This is a genomic window from Rouxiella sp. WC2420 (genome assembly GCF_041200025.1).
In the GTDB taxonomy this organism is placed as follows: domain Bacteria; phylum Pseudomonadota; class Gammaproteobacteria; order Enterobacterales; family Enterobacteriaceae; genus Rouxiella.
Map to the genome: position 1 here is coordinate 4,148,957 of NZ_CP165628.1, position 16,699 is coordinate 4,165,655.

Here is a 16,699-nt window from a genome sequence, read left to right on the forward strand (position 1 = left end):
AATCCCCGGGAGCTTACATAAGTAAGTGACCGGGGTGAGCGAAGGAAGCCAACGCATCTGCAGCTTGAAAGATAAAGGGGATTACCCCTGGTAGCTGCGGAATAATGCCTTACCACGCAACAGTCTGATCCCCAGCCAGCCACCGCACAATGACAGTATCACCGCGCTAAGAATCGGCACCGACCACCAAAGCACCATATTAGGCTGCCACGGGAAGTCGAAAACTTTACGTTGCAACAGCCACAGCGCAGCCTCGGCACCCACCGCCGCTGCAATTCCTGCTACCAGTCCCAGTACTGCAAACTCGCACCAGAGAGTACCACGCAGCAGTTTTTTACTGGCACCCAGCGTGCGATAAACTACCAGCTCCTGTCGACGCTGATGCATACCAACCTGAATTTGCGCCAACAGCAGCAGTCCGCCACACAGGATAACCAGAATCACCATAACCTCCAGCGCACGGCTAACCTGCTGCAATACATCGCCAATTTGACGCAGAATCGAGCCAATATCCAACAGGCTCAGCGTTGGGAACTGACGATTCAATTCAACCAGCATTTGACCGTTTTGCTGATAATGGAAACTGGTCAGCCAACTCTGTGGCTGCGCGTCCAGTGCACCCGGCGGGAAGATAAAGTAAAAGTTTGGCCGCAGACTGTCCCAGTCAACTTTACGAATGCTAGAGATTTTGGCAGTGAAATCCTGCGTATCGCCAGTAAAGGTTACCGTATCGCCCAGCTTTATCCCAAGGCGATCGGCAATCCCTGAATCAATTGAAACCTCACCCGCTTTTGGCGGCCCGCTGCCTTCAAGAATCTGGTTGTGGGCTGGCAATCCTTGCATCCAGGTCAGGTTGAGTTCCCTATCTAAAGCCTCGCGACCTGAATCGCCCGGTTTAATTAAATCTGTGGCTTCATGCTGATTGATTTTGGTCAGCCTGACGCGAACTATGGGGTAAAAGGTATCCGGCTCAACCTTGTGCTGGCGCAGGAAGTCAGTGACCTGTGGCACCTGATCTTTAGTGATATTCAACAAGAAATAGTTCGGGCTGTCTGGCGGCAATTGCTGCTGCCACTGACTAAGCAAATCACCGCGCAGCACCAACAGTAAAGCCAGCAACATAAATGACATTGAAAACGCGGCCAGCTGGCTCAGTGTGACCCAGGGCTGACGCAGCAGGCGATTGATTGCCAGCCGCAGTCCCAGATGACTCACAGTCAGGCGACGCAGTATTAGCAGGCTTAGCCAGCCAATGCCGCCCAACAACAGAGAAAGCACGATTATACCGGCAAGCAGCGCCCACAGCAGTGAACTATTGCCGACCAAAGCCACCAGCAGGCCAATCACTATCAGAGCGATTACCGGCAGAAAATAGCGTAACGGCCAGACATTGGCGACCACGTCCTGACGCAGTACTCGCAGCGGCAAGGTGGCCACCAACTGGCGATAAGGCCGCAATCCGACCAGCAGCGAAATGACCACCAACGCGCCCATCGACCATACCCAGGGCCATACTCCGGCTGCGGGTAATTTACCCGGCAGCACCGGTGCCAGCATTTTGATTAGCAACGCCTCAAAGCCTAAACCGATGACGCTACCCACTACTGCTGCAAGCACCAGCACTGCCAGCCACTGACCGATAATTAGTTTTTGCAGCGCCCTGCGCCCTGCGCCCAGCGTTTTTAACACCGCCACCAAATCGTAGCGGCTGCGGCAATAATGGCTCATTGACACCGCTACAGCCGCAATCGACAACATCAGAGTGAGCAGTGCAGAAAGAGTCAGAAACTGCTGTGAGCGTTGCAGCGAACGGCTAAGTGCGCCATCAGACTCTTCCATACCGTACCAGCGCTGATCGGGGCGGAGCAGCCCTTTTACCGCCGCGCCATAGGTCGCAATATTCTGCGCCGACCCGGCAAACATGTAGCGATAGGTTAAACGACTACCTGGCTGAATCGCGCCGGTTTTCGGTACGTCAGCAAGATTCATGATGATGCGCGGCGCGGTCTGGAACGGGTTAAAGCCCGAATCAGGCTCCTGATTAATAACAGCCGTGATGCGCAGCGAGGTATCACCCACGTCGAGATTATCGCCGACTTTAAGATTAAGCAGCGCCAGCAGACGAGGAGCGACCAGCACGGTTCCGGGTGCCGGTTTCATATTCGCCGGTTGCGTATCCAGCTTGCCGTAAAGCGGATAGGCCAAATCCGTTGCTTTGACATCGGCCAGCTGCGGCGTATTTCCGGCAAAGGTCATCGTCATAAACGACAGCTGACGACTCACTTTCAGCCCCTGCTGGCGAGCATCCTGTATCCAGGCTTCAGTAATTGGGCGAGCAGACTGCAGCACTCGATCACCGGCTATAAAATCGCGGCTTTGCTCGCTCAAACCTTTATCCATACGATCGCTGATACTGCCGAGCGCAAGCACACAAGCCACGGCCAGCGTCAGTGAAAGCCACACTATCAGCAGTGACGGCGAACGCCACTCACGCCAGAACCAACGCCAAATCATGCATCCTCCCACAATTTTCCGTCTCGCAATCGCAGGCGTCTCTGACAGCGCGCGGCAAGTTGCTCATCATGGGTGACCAAAATCAGCGTGGTGTGATTATCGCGATTAAACGAGAACAGCAGATCGGCGATGCGCTCTCCGGTCTGGCGATCGAGATTGCCCGTCGGCTCATCGGCGAAAAGCAGTTTAGGTTTGCCGATGAAGGCGCGGGCCAGCGCAACACGCTGCTGCTCACCACCAGAAAGCTGGGCCGGCAAATGATGTAACCGCTCCCCAAGTCCTAACTGTTTAAGCAATTGAACTGCCTGTTCACGACTGCTGGCATCGGTTTCACCGCGCAGCAAAGCGGGAAGCTGAACATTTTCCAAGGCGTTCAGCGTGGGGACCAGCATAAATGACTGAAAAACGAAGCCGACGTTTTTGGCTCTAAGCGCCGCACGCTTTTCTTCATTGAGTGCTGATAAAGGCTTGCCGAGCAGCGTGACTTCGCCGCTACTGCCATCGTCAAGACCGGCAAGAATACCTAATAACGTCGACTTTCCCGAACCCGACTCGCCGATCAGCGCAATAGTCTGAGCAGGTTTGACAACCAGCTCAACACCGGACAGGATGGATAGCTCATGTTCCCCTTGACCGACGTGTTTACTAAGATGATGAACTTCAAGTACGTTTTCCGCTGGCATCTTCCCTTCCTTCTGTTGATGGGAATATTAAGTTTTCGCGCCGTTGCTGCTGATACGCTGCTGATTGTAGGCGACAGTTTGAGTGCGGTTTACCGTTTACCGGCAAACACTTCGTGGCCTACGCTACTGAATAATCAGTGGAAAAAACGTAGCGGCCTGCCTGATATTGTCAACGCAAGTATCAGCGGTGACACCTCGGCACAAGGCCTGGCTCGCCTGCCTGCCCTCTTGCAACAGCATCATCCGCGCTGGGTGTTGATTGAGCTGGGAGCTAACGACGGTCTGCGCGGTTTTGCTCCGCAAACCATTAGCCAGACGCTGAGCCAAATCATCACCTTGGTTAAACAGGCACATGCTCAGCCACTGCTGATGCAAATCCGCCTGCCGCCAAACTACGGTAAACGCTATAACGACGCGTTTTATGCGATTTATCCGACACTGGCAAAGCAGGCCGATATCCCGTTGGTGCCATTCTTTATGGAACAAGTGGCGATTAAACCCGAATGGATGCAAGACGATGGGCTTCATCCAAATCAAGCGGCGCAAAACTTTATTGCTGACTGGATGTCCGGCAAACTAGCTCCATTGGTTGCTCCATCATTGAGTAAACCATAATCTTTAAATATTAGGGGCCTTCAACAGGTAAAGTTATGCAAAAAGCTGTTTTGATTACCGGTTGTTCCAGTGGAATAGGGCTGGTGGCGGCACAGGATCTCCAAAATCGGGGTTATCGCGTGCTTGCCGCCTGTCGTAAGGCTGCTGATTTAGAACACCTTCAACAACTCGGTTTCGAGACCATAGAACTCGATCTGGACGATAAAACCTCTGTTGCCCGAGCAGCAGCAAAGGTTATCGAGTTAACAGGCAACCGGCTTTACGGATTGTTCAATAATGCCGGATATGGCGTTTATGGGCCGTTACACACCACCAGTCGCGAGCAGTTTGAACAGCAATTTTCAACTAATCTGTTCGGCACTCATCAGCTGACACAGCTTCTCCTGCCTGCCATGCTGGCCCATGCCGAAGGGCGTATCATCTTGACGAGTTCCATTTTGGGGCTTATCACCATGCCCAATCGTGGCATTTATGGTGCCAGTAAATATGCGCTAGAAGCCTGGTCTGACGCGCTGCGCATGGAGTTGCACGGTACTGGTATCAAGGTCAGCATCATTGAGCCCGGCCCGCTTAGCAGCAAATTTGCCGACAACGTGAAGCAGACGCAGTCCGATAAGCCGATATTCAACTCGGCCATGACGGAAAGATTTACACTGACTTCTGAGGCAGTTTTACCAAAATTGCGCCATGCTTTAGAAAGTCCACGTCCCAAATTGCGCTATCCCGTTACGTTCATCGCGCACGTCGTGTCCGTACTAAAACGCCTACTGCCAGGCCGCCTGATAGATATTCTGGTGCGCGGTAATAGTTGAAACTGATTTAAAACGCCCCCATTTAGAATTAAACGGAACGGACGAGAGAGAAAAGAATTCATGCTTGCACAACCTTTATCGATTGATATTAACGAATCCAATTTGCATCAGACCCTGGACCAGTCCATGACGGTGCCAGTGATGTTTTATTTCTGGTCAGAACGCAGTCAGCACTGCCTGACCCAAGGCCCAATCCTTGATAAACTGGCGGCCGAATACGCCGGTCAGTTCGTGCTCGCTAAAGTTGACTGTGATGCGCAGCAGGCCATTGCCGGCCAGTTTGGCCTGCGCTCAATTCCGGCGGTGTATTTATTCCAGGAAGGCCAACCGGTTGACGGTTTCCAAGGTCCGCAGCCGGAAGAGGTGATCCGCGAACTTCTGAGTAAAGTGCTGCCAAAAGAAGAAGAAATCAAAGCCACTCAGGCTGCCGAACTGATGCAAGAGGGTAAGGTTATCGAAGCATTGCCGCTGCTGAAAGACGCCTGGCAAATCAGTAATCAGCGCAGTGATATCGGCCTGATGCTGGCAGAAGCGCAAATTCTGCTTAACCGCAGTGAAGATGCCGAAGCCGTGCTGGCAACAATTCCTCTGCAAGATCGTGATACCCGTTATCAGGGGCTGATAGCTCAGATCGAGCTGCTAAAACAGGCCGCTGATACCCCCGAAATTCAGCAATTACAGCAGCAGATTGAGCAAGACCCGCAAAATGTTGATCTGGCAGTCCAACTCTCTTTGCAGCTGCATCAGGTTGGTCGCAATGAAGAAGCCCTCGAGTTGCTGCTAGGTCATCTGAAAAAAGACTTGGCTGCAGGCAATGGTGCTGCTCGCAAAACATTGATGGATATCCTGGCCGCATTGGGTACCGGAGATGCGCTGGCTGCTAAATACCGCCGACAGCTTTACTCTTTGCTTTATTAGACTTTTATTTATTAATTAATTAACGGCTTAACTGATTATTTAGTTAAAAAAGGCTTCGTTAAATCCTCGGCGATGCCTGCCTGCAAGCTGAACGGCACTCTCTGCGGAGAAAGGTTTTACACCTGATCCCCCTTTGGCGCACGCGGTATTTCACTCTCTTGAGTACCGCGTGTGTTTTCTGCGAGACGTCTCGCGAAATAGTCTCTCCCATCTGCATTATGCTTTTTACTCATCACTCTCCGACTCTAAATATGCGATGATTTAACTGTTGCTATAGCTTGTACGCACAGGGAACGTTTTATCCGAAATTTCGGTACATCTCATTACAGGAGTTTTTAGCCATGCTGACTTTTATACCCGTTGTGGTGGTTCTGGCGCTGATTATTGTCTTTGCCGGGGTCAAGATTGTCCCTCAGGGTTTTCAGTGGACGGTTGAACGTTTTGGTCGTTATACCAAGACGCTGATGCCCGGTCTTAATTTGGTTGTGCCGTTCATGGACCGCGTAGGTAGAAAAATCAATATGATGGAACAGGTTTTAGACATTCCATCTCAGGAAATTATCTCCCGCGACAATGCCAACGTGGCCATCGATGCTGTGTGTTTTATTCAGGTTATCGACCCTGCGCGGGCTGCGTATGAGGTGAGTAACCTTGAGCAGGCCATCGTCAATCTCACCATGACTAACTTCCGTACCGTACTGGGTTCAATGGAGTTAGACGAAATGCTTTCGCAGCGTGACAACATCAATGCCCGACTCCTGCATATTGTTGATGCTGCAACCAGCCCGTGGGGGATAAAAATCACTCGAATTGAAATCCGCGACGTGCGCCCACCGGCCGAGCTAGTATCAGCCATGAATGCGCAGATGAAAGCCGAGCGCACCAAGCGCGCCGATATTCTCGAGGCTGAAGGTGTGCGCCAGTCTGCCATCCTGCGTGCCGAAGGCGAGAAGCAGTCTCAAATATTGAAAGCAGAAGGGGAACGTCAGTCAGCATTTTTGCAGGCAGAAGCGCGCGAACGTAGCGCCGAAGCAGAGGCAAAGGCTACGCAGATGGTTTCAGCCGCCATCGCTGCTGGAGATGTGCGGGCGATCAACTACTTTGTGGCGCAGAAATATACTGAAGCATTGACGAAAATTGGTTCTGCCAACAACAGTAAAGTGATCATGATGCCGCTCGATGCCACCAGTCTGATGGGCTCAATTGGCGGTATTGCCGAATTACTTAAAGAAACCAAAGGCGGAAAATAATGCTGCAGCAGTTGATGGCAAGTCCACATCTGTTTTGGCTGTCACTTGGTGGCGTGCTTCTGGCTGCCGAATTACTCGGTGCCAGCGGTTACTTGCTGTGGAGCGGCGTGGCGGCGGCGCTGGTTGGCCTTCTGGTCTGGGTTTTGCCTCTGCCTTGGGAATGGCAAGGCATTGCCTTCGCGGTGCTCACTGTTGTTGCCGCCTTACTGTGGGCGAATTGGCTTAAGCACAAACCAGATAACTCGACTACAAATGAAAGCCTGAATCAGCGCGGCAGGCAAATGGTGGGCCTTCATGGTCATTTGCTGGAGCAGCCTGAAAACGGCTATAGCCGAATAAGTATTGGTGATAGCACCTGGCGCGTCAGTTGTGCCGATAATTTGAATATCGGAGAGGAAGTCGCTGTAACAGGAGTAGAGGGAAATACGTTGCGGGTTGTAGGTTTGAATGCTCCTTCAAGTATTAATTAAATCTTTTAAAATCATTGCATCTAAACTCTTAATTATTTGACACATTGGCTTCCGACCCTTTATAAAGTCCGCAAAAACAGCTCTGTATAGAAAAGTTAAACGGATTTTATAATAGGAAAAAAAGTCATGCCTGCCTCGTATATTAATAAAAACATGTCCTCTGAAATATTTAACGCCAAAAAAGAACAAAAATACAATCCTGCAAAAATTGAATATCCTGCTTTAAAATTCAGAACAGATCCCTGGGCACAGGCAATGCTATTACTTTATACTCAAGGTGCAATGTGTTTAGATTTCACAAGCAATCATAGAGCAATAAGAAATGACATTAAACCTCCGTCTTCAAATACGTTTAATTTACATAACACCCTGACACTTCTAACGGAAAATAAAACTAATGAAATAGTTGGAGCAACGCATAATTTAGCAGGCATTATTCAGGAAACACACGAAGGTTTACTGCAGCATGTTGATAGTACCATCGCGTCCTTCGGAAAGTCAGTGAGAAGTGTTGTAGCACATAGTACGGGACCGGCTGCTTTATTTAACGGATCCGAGGCAAAGCCCGTAATGTCGATGAATTTTTTTGAGTTACCACATCACCTACTTCCAGCCAGAAAATCTAAAAAGGGTAAAAGTAGAATAACTACAGCCTTACCATCTTCAGAAGTTACGAGACCCTCTATTGCCACTCCCCTTCCTACTCAAAATACAACCTCCATCATTAATGGTTTTTTTAATTCAGGAAATAATAAAACCAACATTGACCTGGTAGCTAATAAGGCCATCAACATGGCCGTAAGTAAATTTTCTAAGTCTTTATCTGCCATGGACCACCCTGTGCTTCATCTTGGAACATGGATAAATGAAAGAATTAATAGAATCGTTATAGAAGAGGGTGGAGACCACAATTCTATTAACGGCAATTTGGCAATAAAAACTCGACTGCCTGCGAGGAGAATTGATACCTCGATGAATATATCAAAAAAAGTTAAAAGCCATACACTAATTGAAATATTAACTAAAGAGTAGCGGCGTGGGACTTATGAGGGTATTAACTTAGAGTTTGAGTGGCCAGAAAATACCCCCCCAGCAATGGCAGAGAAATTCAAAAACACGGATATACAAAAGAATATTTTGAGGAACTTAATAATCACCTAAAGCAACCAGAAATAAAAGAATATCTGACAAAATATTTCGATATCGCGTGGAAGGCCAGAGTTTATAATCATATTAGAACAAATAAGCCGATATTTTACTCAAAAGAAATTTCTTATCTTGAGAATTATTTAGAAAATAAAATAAAACCTCGTGCTGTTTATTGGCAAAACAAAGTCGTTGGAAATTTATTTTTAATCCCAACATCGGAAAAAATAATCACTACCTCTTACGATCAACAGATAGAAACAACGGGATTACTCTTTTCTACGACTGACCAGCGTGTTTATAATATTGTAGCTAATGGAAATACTGTTTCTTTTCTAATTAGAAAAGACTTTGACTCATTTTTAGCCAGTCATTTATCTTTAGAAGATCAAGAAAATCATCAAGCAATGGGCTCATTATTAGAAAAGGTTAAAGTAAATAGAAAGTTAGTGGTTGAAGCAGGTGACACAGTCAGAAATACTCCGAGACTAACGTTTGGTGCTTCTGAAAGACTCAGTGAATTACATTATAATAAATTTATTGAAAACCTTCAGTCCGACATGGATTATTTGGCCTTATCTGACTCGGAAATTTATTGGAACTCAATATTTGAAACCATGGACTCGATTGGCACCTCAATTGCTATCGCCTCAATTCCATTATCGTTAGGTGGCTCATCTCATTTTGCCGTCGCTAAACTTAGTCATGTGATAACCAGTTTGGCTATTACCTCTGTCAGTACAATCATTCCTAAATTAATTCAGTCTGCTACAGCCGATCGTCCACAAAAAGCACAAGAATTTCTAGTTGATGCTCTTCTTGCCTTAAGCAGTGAAGGAATTGGTTGGGCGTTAAGCAAAGTACTAAAGTCATTACCTCAGATAAAAATATCGGATGATATGATCCCCCCTGAGGTTAAAAAAAGAATCAGCAGATAAATCAATGAAATTTTAGGGAAGAAGAAACCAACAGTTAATAAACTAGATATAGGTGTAGATATAGACCTGCCCTTTATCGAAAATTATGCTTCTAAACTATTGCCTCATGATACTACTCTACTCTTTGAGAGAATCGCAGCCAAAAGGAGAATATCCGAAAGGTTACTAGTAAAACGGACTAGCAAGCTTAAAAAAGCCAAAGATCAAAAGTTCGCATTAATTAGCAATTCAGAAATAACTAACCAATGGTTTCCCAATTCATTTTATAATATCGGCAGTAATCTATGGGGAAAGACAGCTTTAAGTCAATGGATAATCAATTGTTCAATGAATGATGACAACTCTTCCCAAACTCTTTTATCCAAATTAGAAACCGACGGCAACTTGCTGATAGATAGCAATTTAGAGTTTTAGGCACTGACCTTCGCGGGCTGATTATCAATGGCAGTTCAATCACAATAACTCAGTTTAGTGCTCCGGAAGTCAATCATTCTCAAGCAATATTAACCAGCTCAAATATTAGCTATATTTATCAAGCATTCATTCAAGCCGAAAATGATGCTTTATGGAGCCCTGGATTAGAGACTGCCCGCAATCAAGAACTTGTGTCCATCAGTGATGGTCATCATCCTTTAATTAAGAAAAACGATTTAGCACCTAATATTGAATTAACGTCCCTTATTAGCGAGTCAAATGGATTAATTAGCCGATTTAACCAAGGAATAGTAGGCTCTGAAAGACTAAATAAAGACGAAATCCATATCCCATTGATAATCATTATGGATAGATCTCACCAAAAGCTTCCAAACGCACGATCAAATATAATTTCACCCGAAGAGATAAAAAGCATAATTGCTCCTAAAGATGTTCTACCTGACGTTGTTTCCCTTATCCAAAAAAACACTCACTACCCTATTCCCTTCAGCTATTTCCAGTTACCCGAAAATAGCGACACACTCACCTTACGACAGGTGGAGCAGGAATTTAGTGGTGAGCAAGAATCTCCAGAAACAGAATTATAGATTTTACAAATCTAGCAATCGAATTGCACCTAAATAAAATTCATGTCTTCAAGATCTTTGGCATCTTTAAAAATCATGGATTAACAACTGCAAGAATGCTACACCCCCATAAATCCAACAATTTGGATAAAAAAACATGTGAAATTTTCATTAAATAGATCTTAAGCAGCGAAATTAGCATTACTTTTTGCAGCATCCACTCAAATTATCAATGATTGGGCAAAAGGCTCCCTCATCACCAGGGCAAGAGTCTGCCAGCGCCAGTAATCTCTGGCGCATATCTGTTAGTTCTTCGATGTGTCTTCCAATTTCAGCCGCTTTTTCTAGCGTTCGCGCTTTTACATCGGCACTGTGTCGCTGCGGATTATTGAATAGCGCGACCAATTCCTGGCACTCCTCAAGGTTGAAGCCGACCTGGCGAGCCTGACGCAATAAAGTAAGTTCTTCAATTTGCTTAGGTGCATAGCTGCGGTAGCCATTTTCACTGCGAATGGGGGCTGTCACCAAGCCTTTTTCCTCATAAAAACGAATCGCTTTACTGGTTAAACCGGTTTTTTTTGCCGCATCGCTAATGTTCATTTTCGCTCCTTGACCTTCCCCTTGCTGGAAGGTTTATTCTATATCACGAGTAGAAATTGACCATCTTTTGATGTTTAAAAGGGCACAAATTGCCCAGAGGATCCATTATGACAAACACGACTGTATTGACCCTGGAAGGGTTGTCTTGCGGACACTGCGTGGCTTCAACACGTAAAGCGCTGGAGGCGGTAAGTGGAGCACAAGTTGTTGAAGTGACAATTGATAAAGCGATCGTGACCGGTAATGTCAGTAACCAGAGTTTACTTGATGCGGTCGAAAACGCGGGATATCACGCCGAGTTGCTGGCGGATGAATCATCCCCAAAATTGAGCCGCTGACTCCATCTGAAATTTCCTTGCCGGAACCTCAGTCAGCGGCAATCCCTAATTTTCCGGCATCGGAAGCAGCTAGACCTCCTTCAATGGAAGAAGATAGCGTGCAACTCCTGCTTAGCGGTATGAGCTGCGCCAGCTGTGTCAACAAGGTACAGCGTGCTTTAGAAGGCGTAAGCGGCGTTAAACGAGCCAGGGTTAATTTGGCTGAACGCAGCGCACTGGTTCAGGGCGCCGACGACGCCCAGGCATTGATAGCCGCTGTTGAAAAAGCAGGTTACGGCGCAGAAATCATCATTGATGAAACCCTACGCCGAGAACGTCAGCAGCAAACTGCTCGCAGCAGCATGATCCGTTTTAGCTGGCAGGCGGCATTGGGTCTGGCGGCAGGCATCCCGCTGATGGCATGGGGGTTATTTGGCGGCAACATGATGGTGAACGCCGGTAACCAAACAGGCTGGCTTATCGTTGGCATTTTGACACTGGTGATTATGATCGTCGCTGGCGGTCATTTTTATCGCAGCGCCTGGAAAAGCCTGAAGCACGGCAGCGCCAACATGGACACGCTGGTTTCTCTGGGCACTGGCGCGGCATGGATCTTTTCATTTCTTGTCTCGTTATGGCCAGACGCGTTCCCGATGCAGGCGCGGCACTTATATTTTGAAGCTAGTGTAATGATTATTGGCCTCATCAACCTTGGTCACGCACTTGAGCAACGCGGACGTCAGCGATCTTCCAGGGCGCTTGAGCGTTTACTGGACCTAACCCCGCCCACGGCGCGCATTATCACTGAGCAGGGAGAGCAGACTGTGTCTCTGGCCGAGGTAAAACAGGGCATGCTTCTGCGCCTCACAACTGGAGATCGGGTGCCGGTCGATGGTGAAATTCATCAGGGTGAAGCCTGGATGGATGAGGCGATGCTGACGGGTGAGCCCATTGCACAATACCGTACTCGAGGCGAAAAAATTAGCGCCGGTACACAAGTCAAAGACGGCAGCGTGCAGTTTACTGCGATGGCAATTGGCGGTCAGACTCAACTGTCGCGCATTATCAAGCTGGTGCGCGAAGCACAAAGCAGTAAACCCGAAATAGGTAAATTGGCAGACAGAATCTCGGCAGTGTTCGTCCCGGCAGTCGTGCTGATTGCCCTATTTAGTGGCGCTATCTGGTATTTTTTTGGGCCACAACCTCAGCTTATGTACACGCTGGTCATCGTGACTACGGTATTAATTATCGCCTGCCCTTGTGCGCTGGGGCTAGCCACGCCGATGTCTATAACCGCAGGTGTCGGTAGAGCCGCAGAATTTGGCGTTTTGGTTAAAGATGCCGATGCACTGCAAAGGGCCAGCACGCTGACCACTCTGGTGTTTGATAAAACTGGAACATTGACTGAGGGTAAACCGCAGGTCGTTGACATTAAACTGTTTAATCAAACCGATGTAAATCAGGCCTTAAGCTGGGCTGCTTCACTGGAACAAGGTTCTCATCATCCGCTGGCACAGGCAATATCCGAGAAAGCTGCCGGGCTGCCAACAGTCAATGTTGAAAACTTCCGCACGCTTGGCGGTCTTGGCGTCAGCGGAAATACTGATACAACCACGCTATTGTTGGGTAATCGCGATTTGCTTGAGCAACAGCAGGTGGACTGTACTGAGGTCGATACGCTGCTCGCCAGGCAATCAGCGGAAGGCTTCACTCCCGTGTTATTGGCGGCTAATGGCAAAATAGTCGCGCTTTTTTCAATCCGCGATTCGCTGCGCGAAGACAGTATCGAGGCACTACAGAGGCTGCATCAGCAAGGTTTCAAGCTGGTTATGTTAACGGGTGATAATCCGGTCACGGCGAATGCGATAGCGAAACTGGCGGGTATTGGTGACGTAATAGCCGGTGTGCGACCTGATGGAAAAGCCGAAGCGATTAAAGCCTTGCAGGCACGGGGCGAGAAGGTGGCAATGATTGGAGATGGTATCAACGATGCCCCTGCGCTAGCTCAGTCCGACGTGGGGATTGCCATGGGCGGCGGCAGCGATGTAGCGATTGAAACCGCTGCGATTACCCTGATGCGCCCTAGCCTGCACGGCGTTGCCGACGCGCTGGCTTTGTCAAAAGGCACACTGCGTAATATGAAACAGAACCTGCTCGGCGCATTTATCTATAACATCATCGGCATTCCCATTGCTGCCGGAGTACTGTTCCCGCTGACAGGAACATTACTGAGCCCTATTGTCGCCGGAGCAGCTATGGCGCTGTCTTCAATTACCGTTGTCGCTAACGCTAACCGCCTGCTGCATTTCAAACCAGGAAATGTCTCGGCAGTTAAAAAGTAATTGATAACAAATAAATAGCCCTTCAAGAGTTTTACCCCTGTTACCAATTGCTGGTTGGCGCTAGCATGAAAAGCAATTGGAACAGGGAGACCACACATGATACGGGATCTATTAATTCAAGTAGCTCGCTGGACCGGCCTGCTATCCCCCACGCAATATTCTTATCCGGCGATTGATATCGCGCTTTCCGGTGGACGCAATTTCCATCTGGTAGGCAGTATCCATATGGGCACGCAAAATATGGCCCCCCTACCTCGTCAATTGACCCGTAAAGTTACTCAAGCGGATGCGCTGATTGTTGAGGCAGATATCAGCAGCAGTGAATCTCCTTTTGGAGAACCTGAGGATTTAGCGCCGTTAAGTGAGCGTATCGATGAACAGCAGTATCGGGAAATCGAGCAATTATGCGAAGAACTCGGCACCCCTCTTTGGTCGTTAAGCCGTTTACCCTGCTGGCAGATTGCCCTGATGCTACAGGCCACGCAGGCTCAACGCCTGGGGCTGCGTGGGGAATATGGCATTGATTTTCAACTGCTGAATTGGGCCAAAGCGCAGGATAAGAAAGTCATTGAGTTAGAAGGGGCAGATCAACAGCTCGAATTGCTAAAACAATTGCCTGAAGATGGGCGCAGCCTGCTTGATGACACCCTGACCCACTGGCACACTAATGCAAGATTATTACAAACCATGATCAGCTGGTGGCTCGACAGTCGCCCATCGGTTGGAATTGACCAGTTGCCCTCAACTTTTGGCAACGCGCTGTATGATGTGCTGATGCATCAGCGTAATCAACGCTGGAAGCAGCAGCTAGAGAACATGCCTGCTGGGAATTATGTTGTAGCCGTAGGCGCTTTACATCTTTATGGTGAAGGGAACCTCCCTAACCTATTAAATAATAAAAATTAAACCATCCCCCCTCTTTAATTTAGTAAAAAAAATGGCCAATATTTCTATTGGCCAGTCAAAGAGGAATTTCATTTTTATTAATTATCGCGGCAGCATGGAGTTCTTGAGGAATCCATGCCGGCGCGCGTAGGTTAGCAACGAGTGTGGCGTCTGGCAACTCTCAATCTGATTAAATTTCGCACTACACGAGCAAGTTTCATACTTTGTTCTTATGTTTCAAAACATTGTGCCACGTGATTATTTTTTGGCTTCTCAGGATAGTTCGCCTATAGAGCCGACTTCATTAAATGGAAATGAAAATGACGCCTGCCGTTAAGCTTTTAGAAAAAAATAAGATCAAGTTTACCCTTCACCCCTATGAACACAGCAGCGATGAAACAAATTTCGGTGATGAAGCGGTAAAAAAACTGGGGCTGGATGCTGCGCAAGTCTATAAAACACTCCTGGTTGCCCTTAATGGCGAAGCCAAAAATCTTGCCGTTGCCGTGACACCGGTTGCAACTCAACTCGATCTTAAAAAAGTAGCCAAAGCGCTGGGAGCCAAGAAAGCTGATATGGCCGATCCTCAGCTGGCGCAGCGCGTGACGGGTTATCTGGTTGGTGGTATCAGTCCGTTAGGCCAGAAGAAACTGCTGCCGACAGTTATCGATAGTTCAGCCGAGCAATTTGCGACTATTTTTGTCTCGGGTGGCAAACGTGGGCTCGATCTCGAGCTGGAGGCCGGCGATCTCAGCCGCTTACTCAATGGTCGCTTTGCGGATATAGCAAAACGCGATTAAATCTGCCCTCTCCTCTTACCTAAACGAAAATAAAAATTATGACCGATAGAACAGAGCCTCAAACTCAGAGCAAGGAGAGCGCATTGAAGGGCACCGCTTATAAGGTGCTGACGGCTATTAGCGCTTCTCACCTTATTAACGACATGCTGCAGTCCCTGATTTTGGCGATCTACCCGCTGCTGCAAAAAGAGTTTACCCTCAGCTTTACGCAGATCGGCATTATTACCCTGACCTATCAAATTACGGCTTCACTATTACAGCCACTGATTGGCCATTATACCGACAAGCATCCTAAACCTTACTCGCTCCCCGTGGGCATGGGCTTTACTCTGGCCGGTCTATTGTTGCTGGCTATCGCACAAACCTATGGCGTAATCTTGATTGCGGCCGCGCTGGTCGGAACCGGATCCTCAGTGTTCCACCCTGAGTCCTCACGCGTTGCACGAATGGCCTCCGGTGGTCGTCATGGATTAGCCCAATCCCTGTTCCAGGTTGGCGGCAACTTTGGTAGCGCGCTGGGCCCACTGCTTGCCGCGATTATTATTGCTCCTTATGGCAAAGGCAATGTCGCCTGGTTTGCTCTGGCTGCACTGCTGGGTATGGTTGTGCTATTGCAAGTCAGCCGCTGGTATAGCCATCAGCAGCAGTTGGCAAAAAAACGCGGCCCGGCCACAATAGCAGTGAGTCAACTGCCGAAACGCACCGTCATGCTTTCGTTAGGTATTTTGTTGATGCTGGTATTCTCTAAATATTTTTATCTGACCAGCCTGAGCAGCTATTACACTTTCTACCTGATCCACAAATTTGGCGTGTCGATTCAGAACGCACAGTTCCATCTGTTTGCCTTCCTGCTGGCTGTAGCGGCAGGCACAATTCTTGGCGGGCCGATTGGCGACAAGATTGGGCGTAAATATGTTATCTGGGTATCAATCCTCGGCGTCGCGCCTTTTACCCTATTACTGCCACATGCCAATCTGTTTTGGACCAGTACGCTAAGCATCGTCATCGGCTTAATTCTGGCCTCGGCATTTTCCGCAATTCTGGTTTATGCGCAGGAACTGATCCCGGGAAAAGTCGGCATGGTTTCTGGTTTGTTCTTTGGACTTGCCTTTGGCATGGGTGGATTAGGCGCAGCCATTTTGGGCTATGTTGCCGACAAAACCAGCATCGAGTTGGTTTACCAAATTTGTGCTTTCCTGCCACTGCTGGGAATATTCACGGCCTTCCTCCCAAATATCGAACATAAAGCAAATTAATTACCAAATTAAGTGCTATAGTAAAATTACTAGTGCATATACTGACTGACGGGTAGCCCTCTTAAATATGAGGGCTATTTCCTATCTGGACTCAGCGTAAAAAAGAAATTACGCTAAATTATCAGTCCAAAGTTTAGATACTTTTCCATACG

At 48.0% G+C, this 16,699-nt stretch carries 14 protein-coding genes and 1 pseudogene; 12 read left to right on the forward strand and 3 right to left on the reverse strand.

Annotated elements, in window-relative coordinates:
- Positions 1–81 precede the first annotated feature (81 nt).
- Together ybbP and ybbA are read right to left on the reverse strand one after the other, a co-directional pair.
- Positions 82–2,514, reverse strand: a complete 2,433-nt coding sequence (gene ybbP, locus AB3G37_RS19240; RefSeq protein ID WP_369788814.1) for a putative ABC transporter permease subunit YbbP — start codon at positions 2,512–2,514, stop codon at positions 82–84.
- Positions 2,511–3,197, reverse strand: coding sequence for a putative ABC transporter ATP-binding protein YbbA (gene ybbA / locus AB3G37_RS19245; protein WP_009638460.1), 687 nt, complete (start codon positions 3,195–3,197; stop codon positions 2,511–2,513). The genes ybbP and ybbA overlap by 4 nt, the downstream gene beginning before the upstream one ends.
- Here ybbA and tesA point away from each other — a divergent pair.
- The 8 genes from tesA (at position 3,168) to AB3G37_RS19285 (ending at position 10,368) form a co-directional block, all read left to right on the forward strand.
- Positions 3,168–3,812, forward strand: a complete 645-nt coding sequence (gene tesA, locus AB3G37_RS19250; RefSeq protein ID WP_369790999.1) for a multifunctional acyl-CoA thioesterase I/protease I/lysophospholipase L1 — start codon at positions 3,168–3,170, stop codon at positions 3,810–3,812. The genes ybbA and tesA overlap by 30 nt on opposite strands.
- A 35-nt stretch (positions 3,813–3,847) precedes the next feature.
- Positions 3,848–4,624 (forward strand): SDR family oxidoreductase, encoded by a 777-nt coding sequence (locus AB3G37_RS19255; RefSeq protein ID WP_009638458.1) that lies wholly within the window; start codon positions 3,848–3,850, stop codon positions 4,622–4,624.
- 60 nt (positions 4,625–4,684) lie between these two features.
- Positions 4,685–5,542 (forward strand): co-chaperone YbbN, encoded by an 858-nt coding sequence (locus AB3G37_RS19260; protein WP_369788815.1) that lies wholly within the window; start codon positions 4,685–4,687, stop codon positions 5,540–5,542.
- A gap of 341 nt (positions 5,543–5,883) precedes the next feature.
- The gene (locus AB3G37_RS19265; RefSeq protein ID WP_009638456.1) at positions 5,884–6,792 is read left to right on the forward strand and encodes an SPFH domain-containing protein; all 909 of its coding nucleotides are present in this window, start codon (positions 5,884–5,886) and stop codon (positions 6,790–6,792) included.
- On the forward strand, positions 6,792–7,262 hold the full coding sequence (locus AB3G37_RS19270; protein ID WP_369788816.1) for an NfeD family protein: 471 nt from the start codon (positions 6,792–6,794) through the stop codon (positions 7,260–7,262). Before AB3G37_RS19265 ends, AB3G37_RS19270 begins: the two co-directional genes overlap by 1 nt.
- Positions 7,263–7,388: 126 nt before the next feature.
- On the forward strand, positions 7,389–8,294 hold the full coding sequence (locus AB3G37_RS19275; protein ID WP_369788817.1) for a hypothetical protein: 906 nt from the start codon (positions 7,389–7,391) through the stop codon (positions 8,292–8,294).
- A 38-nt stretch (positions 8,295–8,332) separates the two neighbouring features.
- The gene (locus AB3G37_RS19280; protein WP_369788818.1) at positions 8,333–9,346 is read left to right on the forward strand and encodes a hypothetical protein; all 1,014 of its coding nucleotides are present in this window, start codon (positions 8,333–8,335) and stop codon (positions 9,344–9,346) included.
- A 605-nt stretch (positions 9,347–9,951) separates the two neighbouring features.
- Complete coding sequence (locus AB3G37_RS19285; protein WP_369788819.1) at positions 9,952–10,368, forward strand: hypothetical protein; 417 nt, start codon at positions 9,952–9,954, stop codon at positions 10,366–10,368.
- A gap of 180 nt (positions 10,369–10,548) precedes the next feature.
- Here AB3G37_RS19285 and cueR read toward each other — a convergent pair whose 3' ends face one another.
- Positions 10,549–10,947, reverse strand: coding sequence for a Cu(I)-responsive transcriptional regulator (cueR, locus tag AB3G37_RS19290; protein ID WP_369788820.1), 399 nt, complete (start codon positions 10,945–10,947; stop codon positions 10,549–10,551).
- Between the two features lie 107 nt (positions 10,948–11,054).
- Here cueR and copA point away from each other — a divergent pair.
- The 4 genes and pseudogenes from copA to AB3G37_RS19310 all read left to right on the forward strand — a co-directional run bounded on the left by copA (position 11,055) and on the right by AB3G37_RS19310 (position 16,547).
- A pseudogene (gene copA / locus AB3G37_RS19295) lies at positions 11,055–13,606 on the forward strand (copper-exporting P-type ATPase CopA).
- A 96-nt stretch (positions 13,607–13,702) separates the two neighbouring features.
- Complete coding sequence (locus AB3G37_RS19300; protein ID WP_009638450.1) at positions 13,703–14,512, forward strand: TraB/GumN family protein; 810 nt, start codon at positions 13,703–13,705, stop codon at positions 14,510–14,512.
- 299 nt (positions 14,513–14,811) lie between these two features.
- Entirely contained in the window at positions 14,812–15,291 is a 480-nt protein-coding gene (gene ybaK, locus AB3G37_RS19305) for a Cys-tRNA(Pro)/Cys-tRNA(Cys) deacylase YbaK (protein ID WP_009638449.1), read from the forward strand.
- Between the two features lie 38 nt (positions 15,292–15,329).
- Positions 15,330–16,547: an MFS transporter gene (locus AB3G37_RS19310; RefSeq protein ID WP_369788821.1), complete on the forward strand. Its 1,218-nt coding sequence runs from the start codon at positions 15,330–15,332 to the stop codon at positions 16,545–16,547.
- The last annotated feature ends 152 nt before the right edge of the window (positions 16,548–16,699 follow it).

Bases quoted from the DNA above. Each gene is read 5' to 3' on its own strand.
- tesA (WP_369790999.1), top strand. From the start codon at position 3,168: ATGAACTTCAAGTACGTTTTCCGCTGGCATCTTCCCTTCCTTCTGTTG.
- ybaK (WP_009638449.1), top strand. From the start codon at position 14,812: ATGACGCCTGCCGTTAAGCTTTTAGAAAAAAATAAGATCAAGTTTACC.
- ybbP (WP_369788814.1), bottom strand. From the start codon at position 2,514: ATGATTTGGCGTTGGTTCTGGCGTGAGTGGCGTTCGCCGTCACTGCTG.
- AB3G37_RS19300 (WP_009638450.1), top strand. From the start codon at position 13,703: ATGATACGGGATCTATTAATTCAAGTAGCTCGCTGGACCGGCCTGCTA.
- AB3G37_RS19255 (WP_009638458.1), top strand. From the start codon at position 3,848: ATGCAAAAAGCTGTTTTGATTACCGGTTGTTCCAGTGGAATAGGGCTG.
- AB3G37_RS19270 (WP_369788816.1), top strand. From the start codon at position 6,792: ATGCTGCAGCAGTTGATGGCAAGTCCACATCTGTTTTGGCTGTCACTT.
- cueR (WP_369788820.1), bottom strand. From the start codon at position 10,947: ATGAACATTAGCGATGCGGCAAAAAAAACCGGTTTAACCAGTAAAGCG.
- ybbA (WP_009638460.1), bottom strand. From the start codon at position 3,197: ATGCCAGCGGAAAACGTACTTGAAGTTCATCATCTTAGTAAACACGTC.
- AB3G37_RS19310 (WP_369788821.1), top strand. From the start codon at position 15,330: ATGACCGATAGAACAGAGCCTCAAACTCAGAGCAAGGAGAGCGCATTG.
- AB3G37_RS19265 (WP_009638456.1), top strand. From the start codon at position 5,884: ATGCTGACTTTTATACCCGTTGTGGTGGTTCTGGCGCTGATTATTGTC.
- AB3G37_RS19275 (WP_369788817.1), top strand. From the start codon at position 7,389: ATGCCTGCCTCGTATATTAATAAAAACATGTCCTCTGAAATATTTAAC.
- AB3G37_RS19260 (WP_369788815.1), top strand. From the start codon at position 4,685: ATGCTTGCACAACCTTTATCGATTGATATTAACGAATCCAATTTGCAT.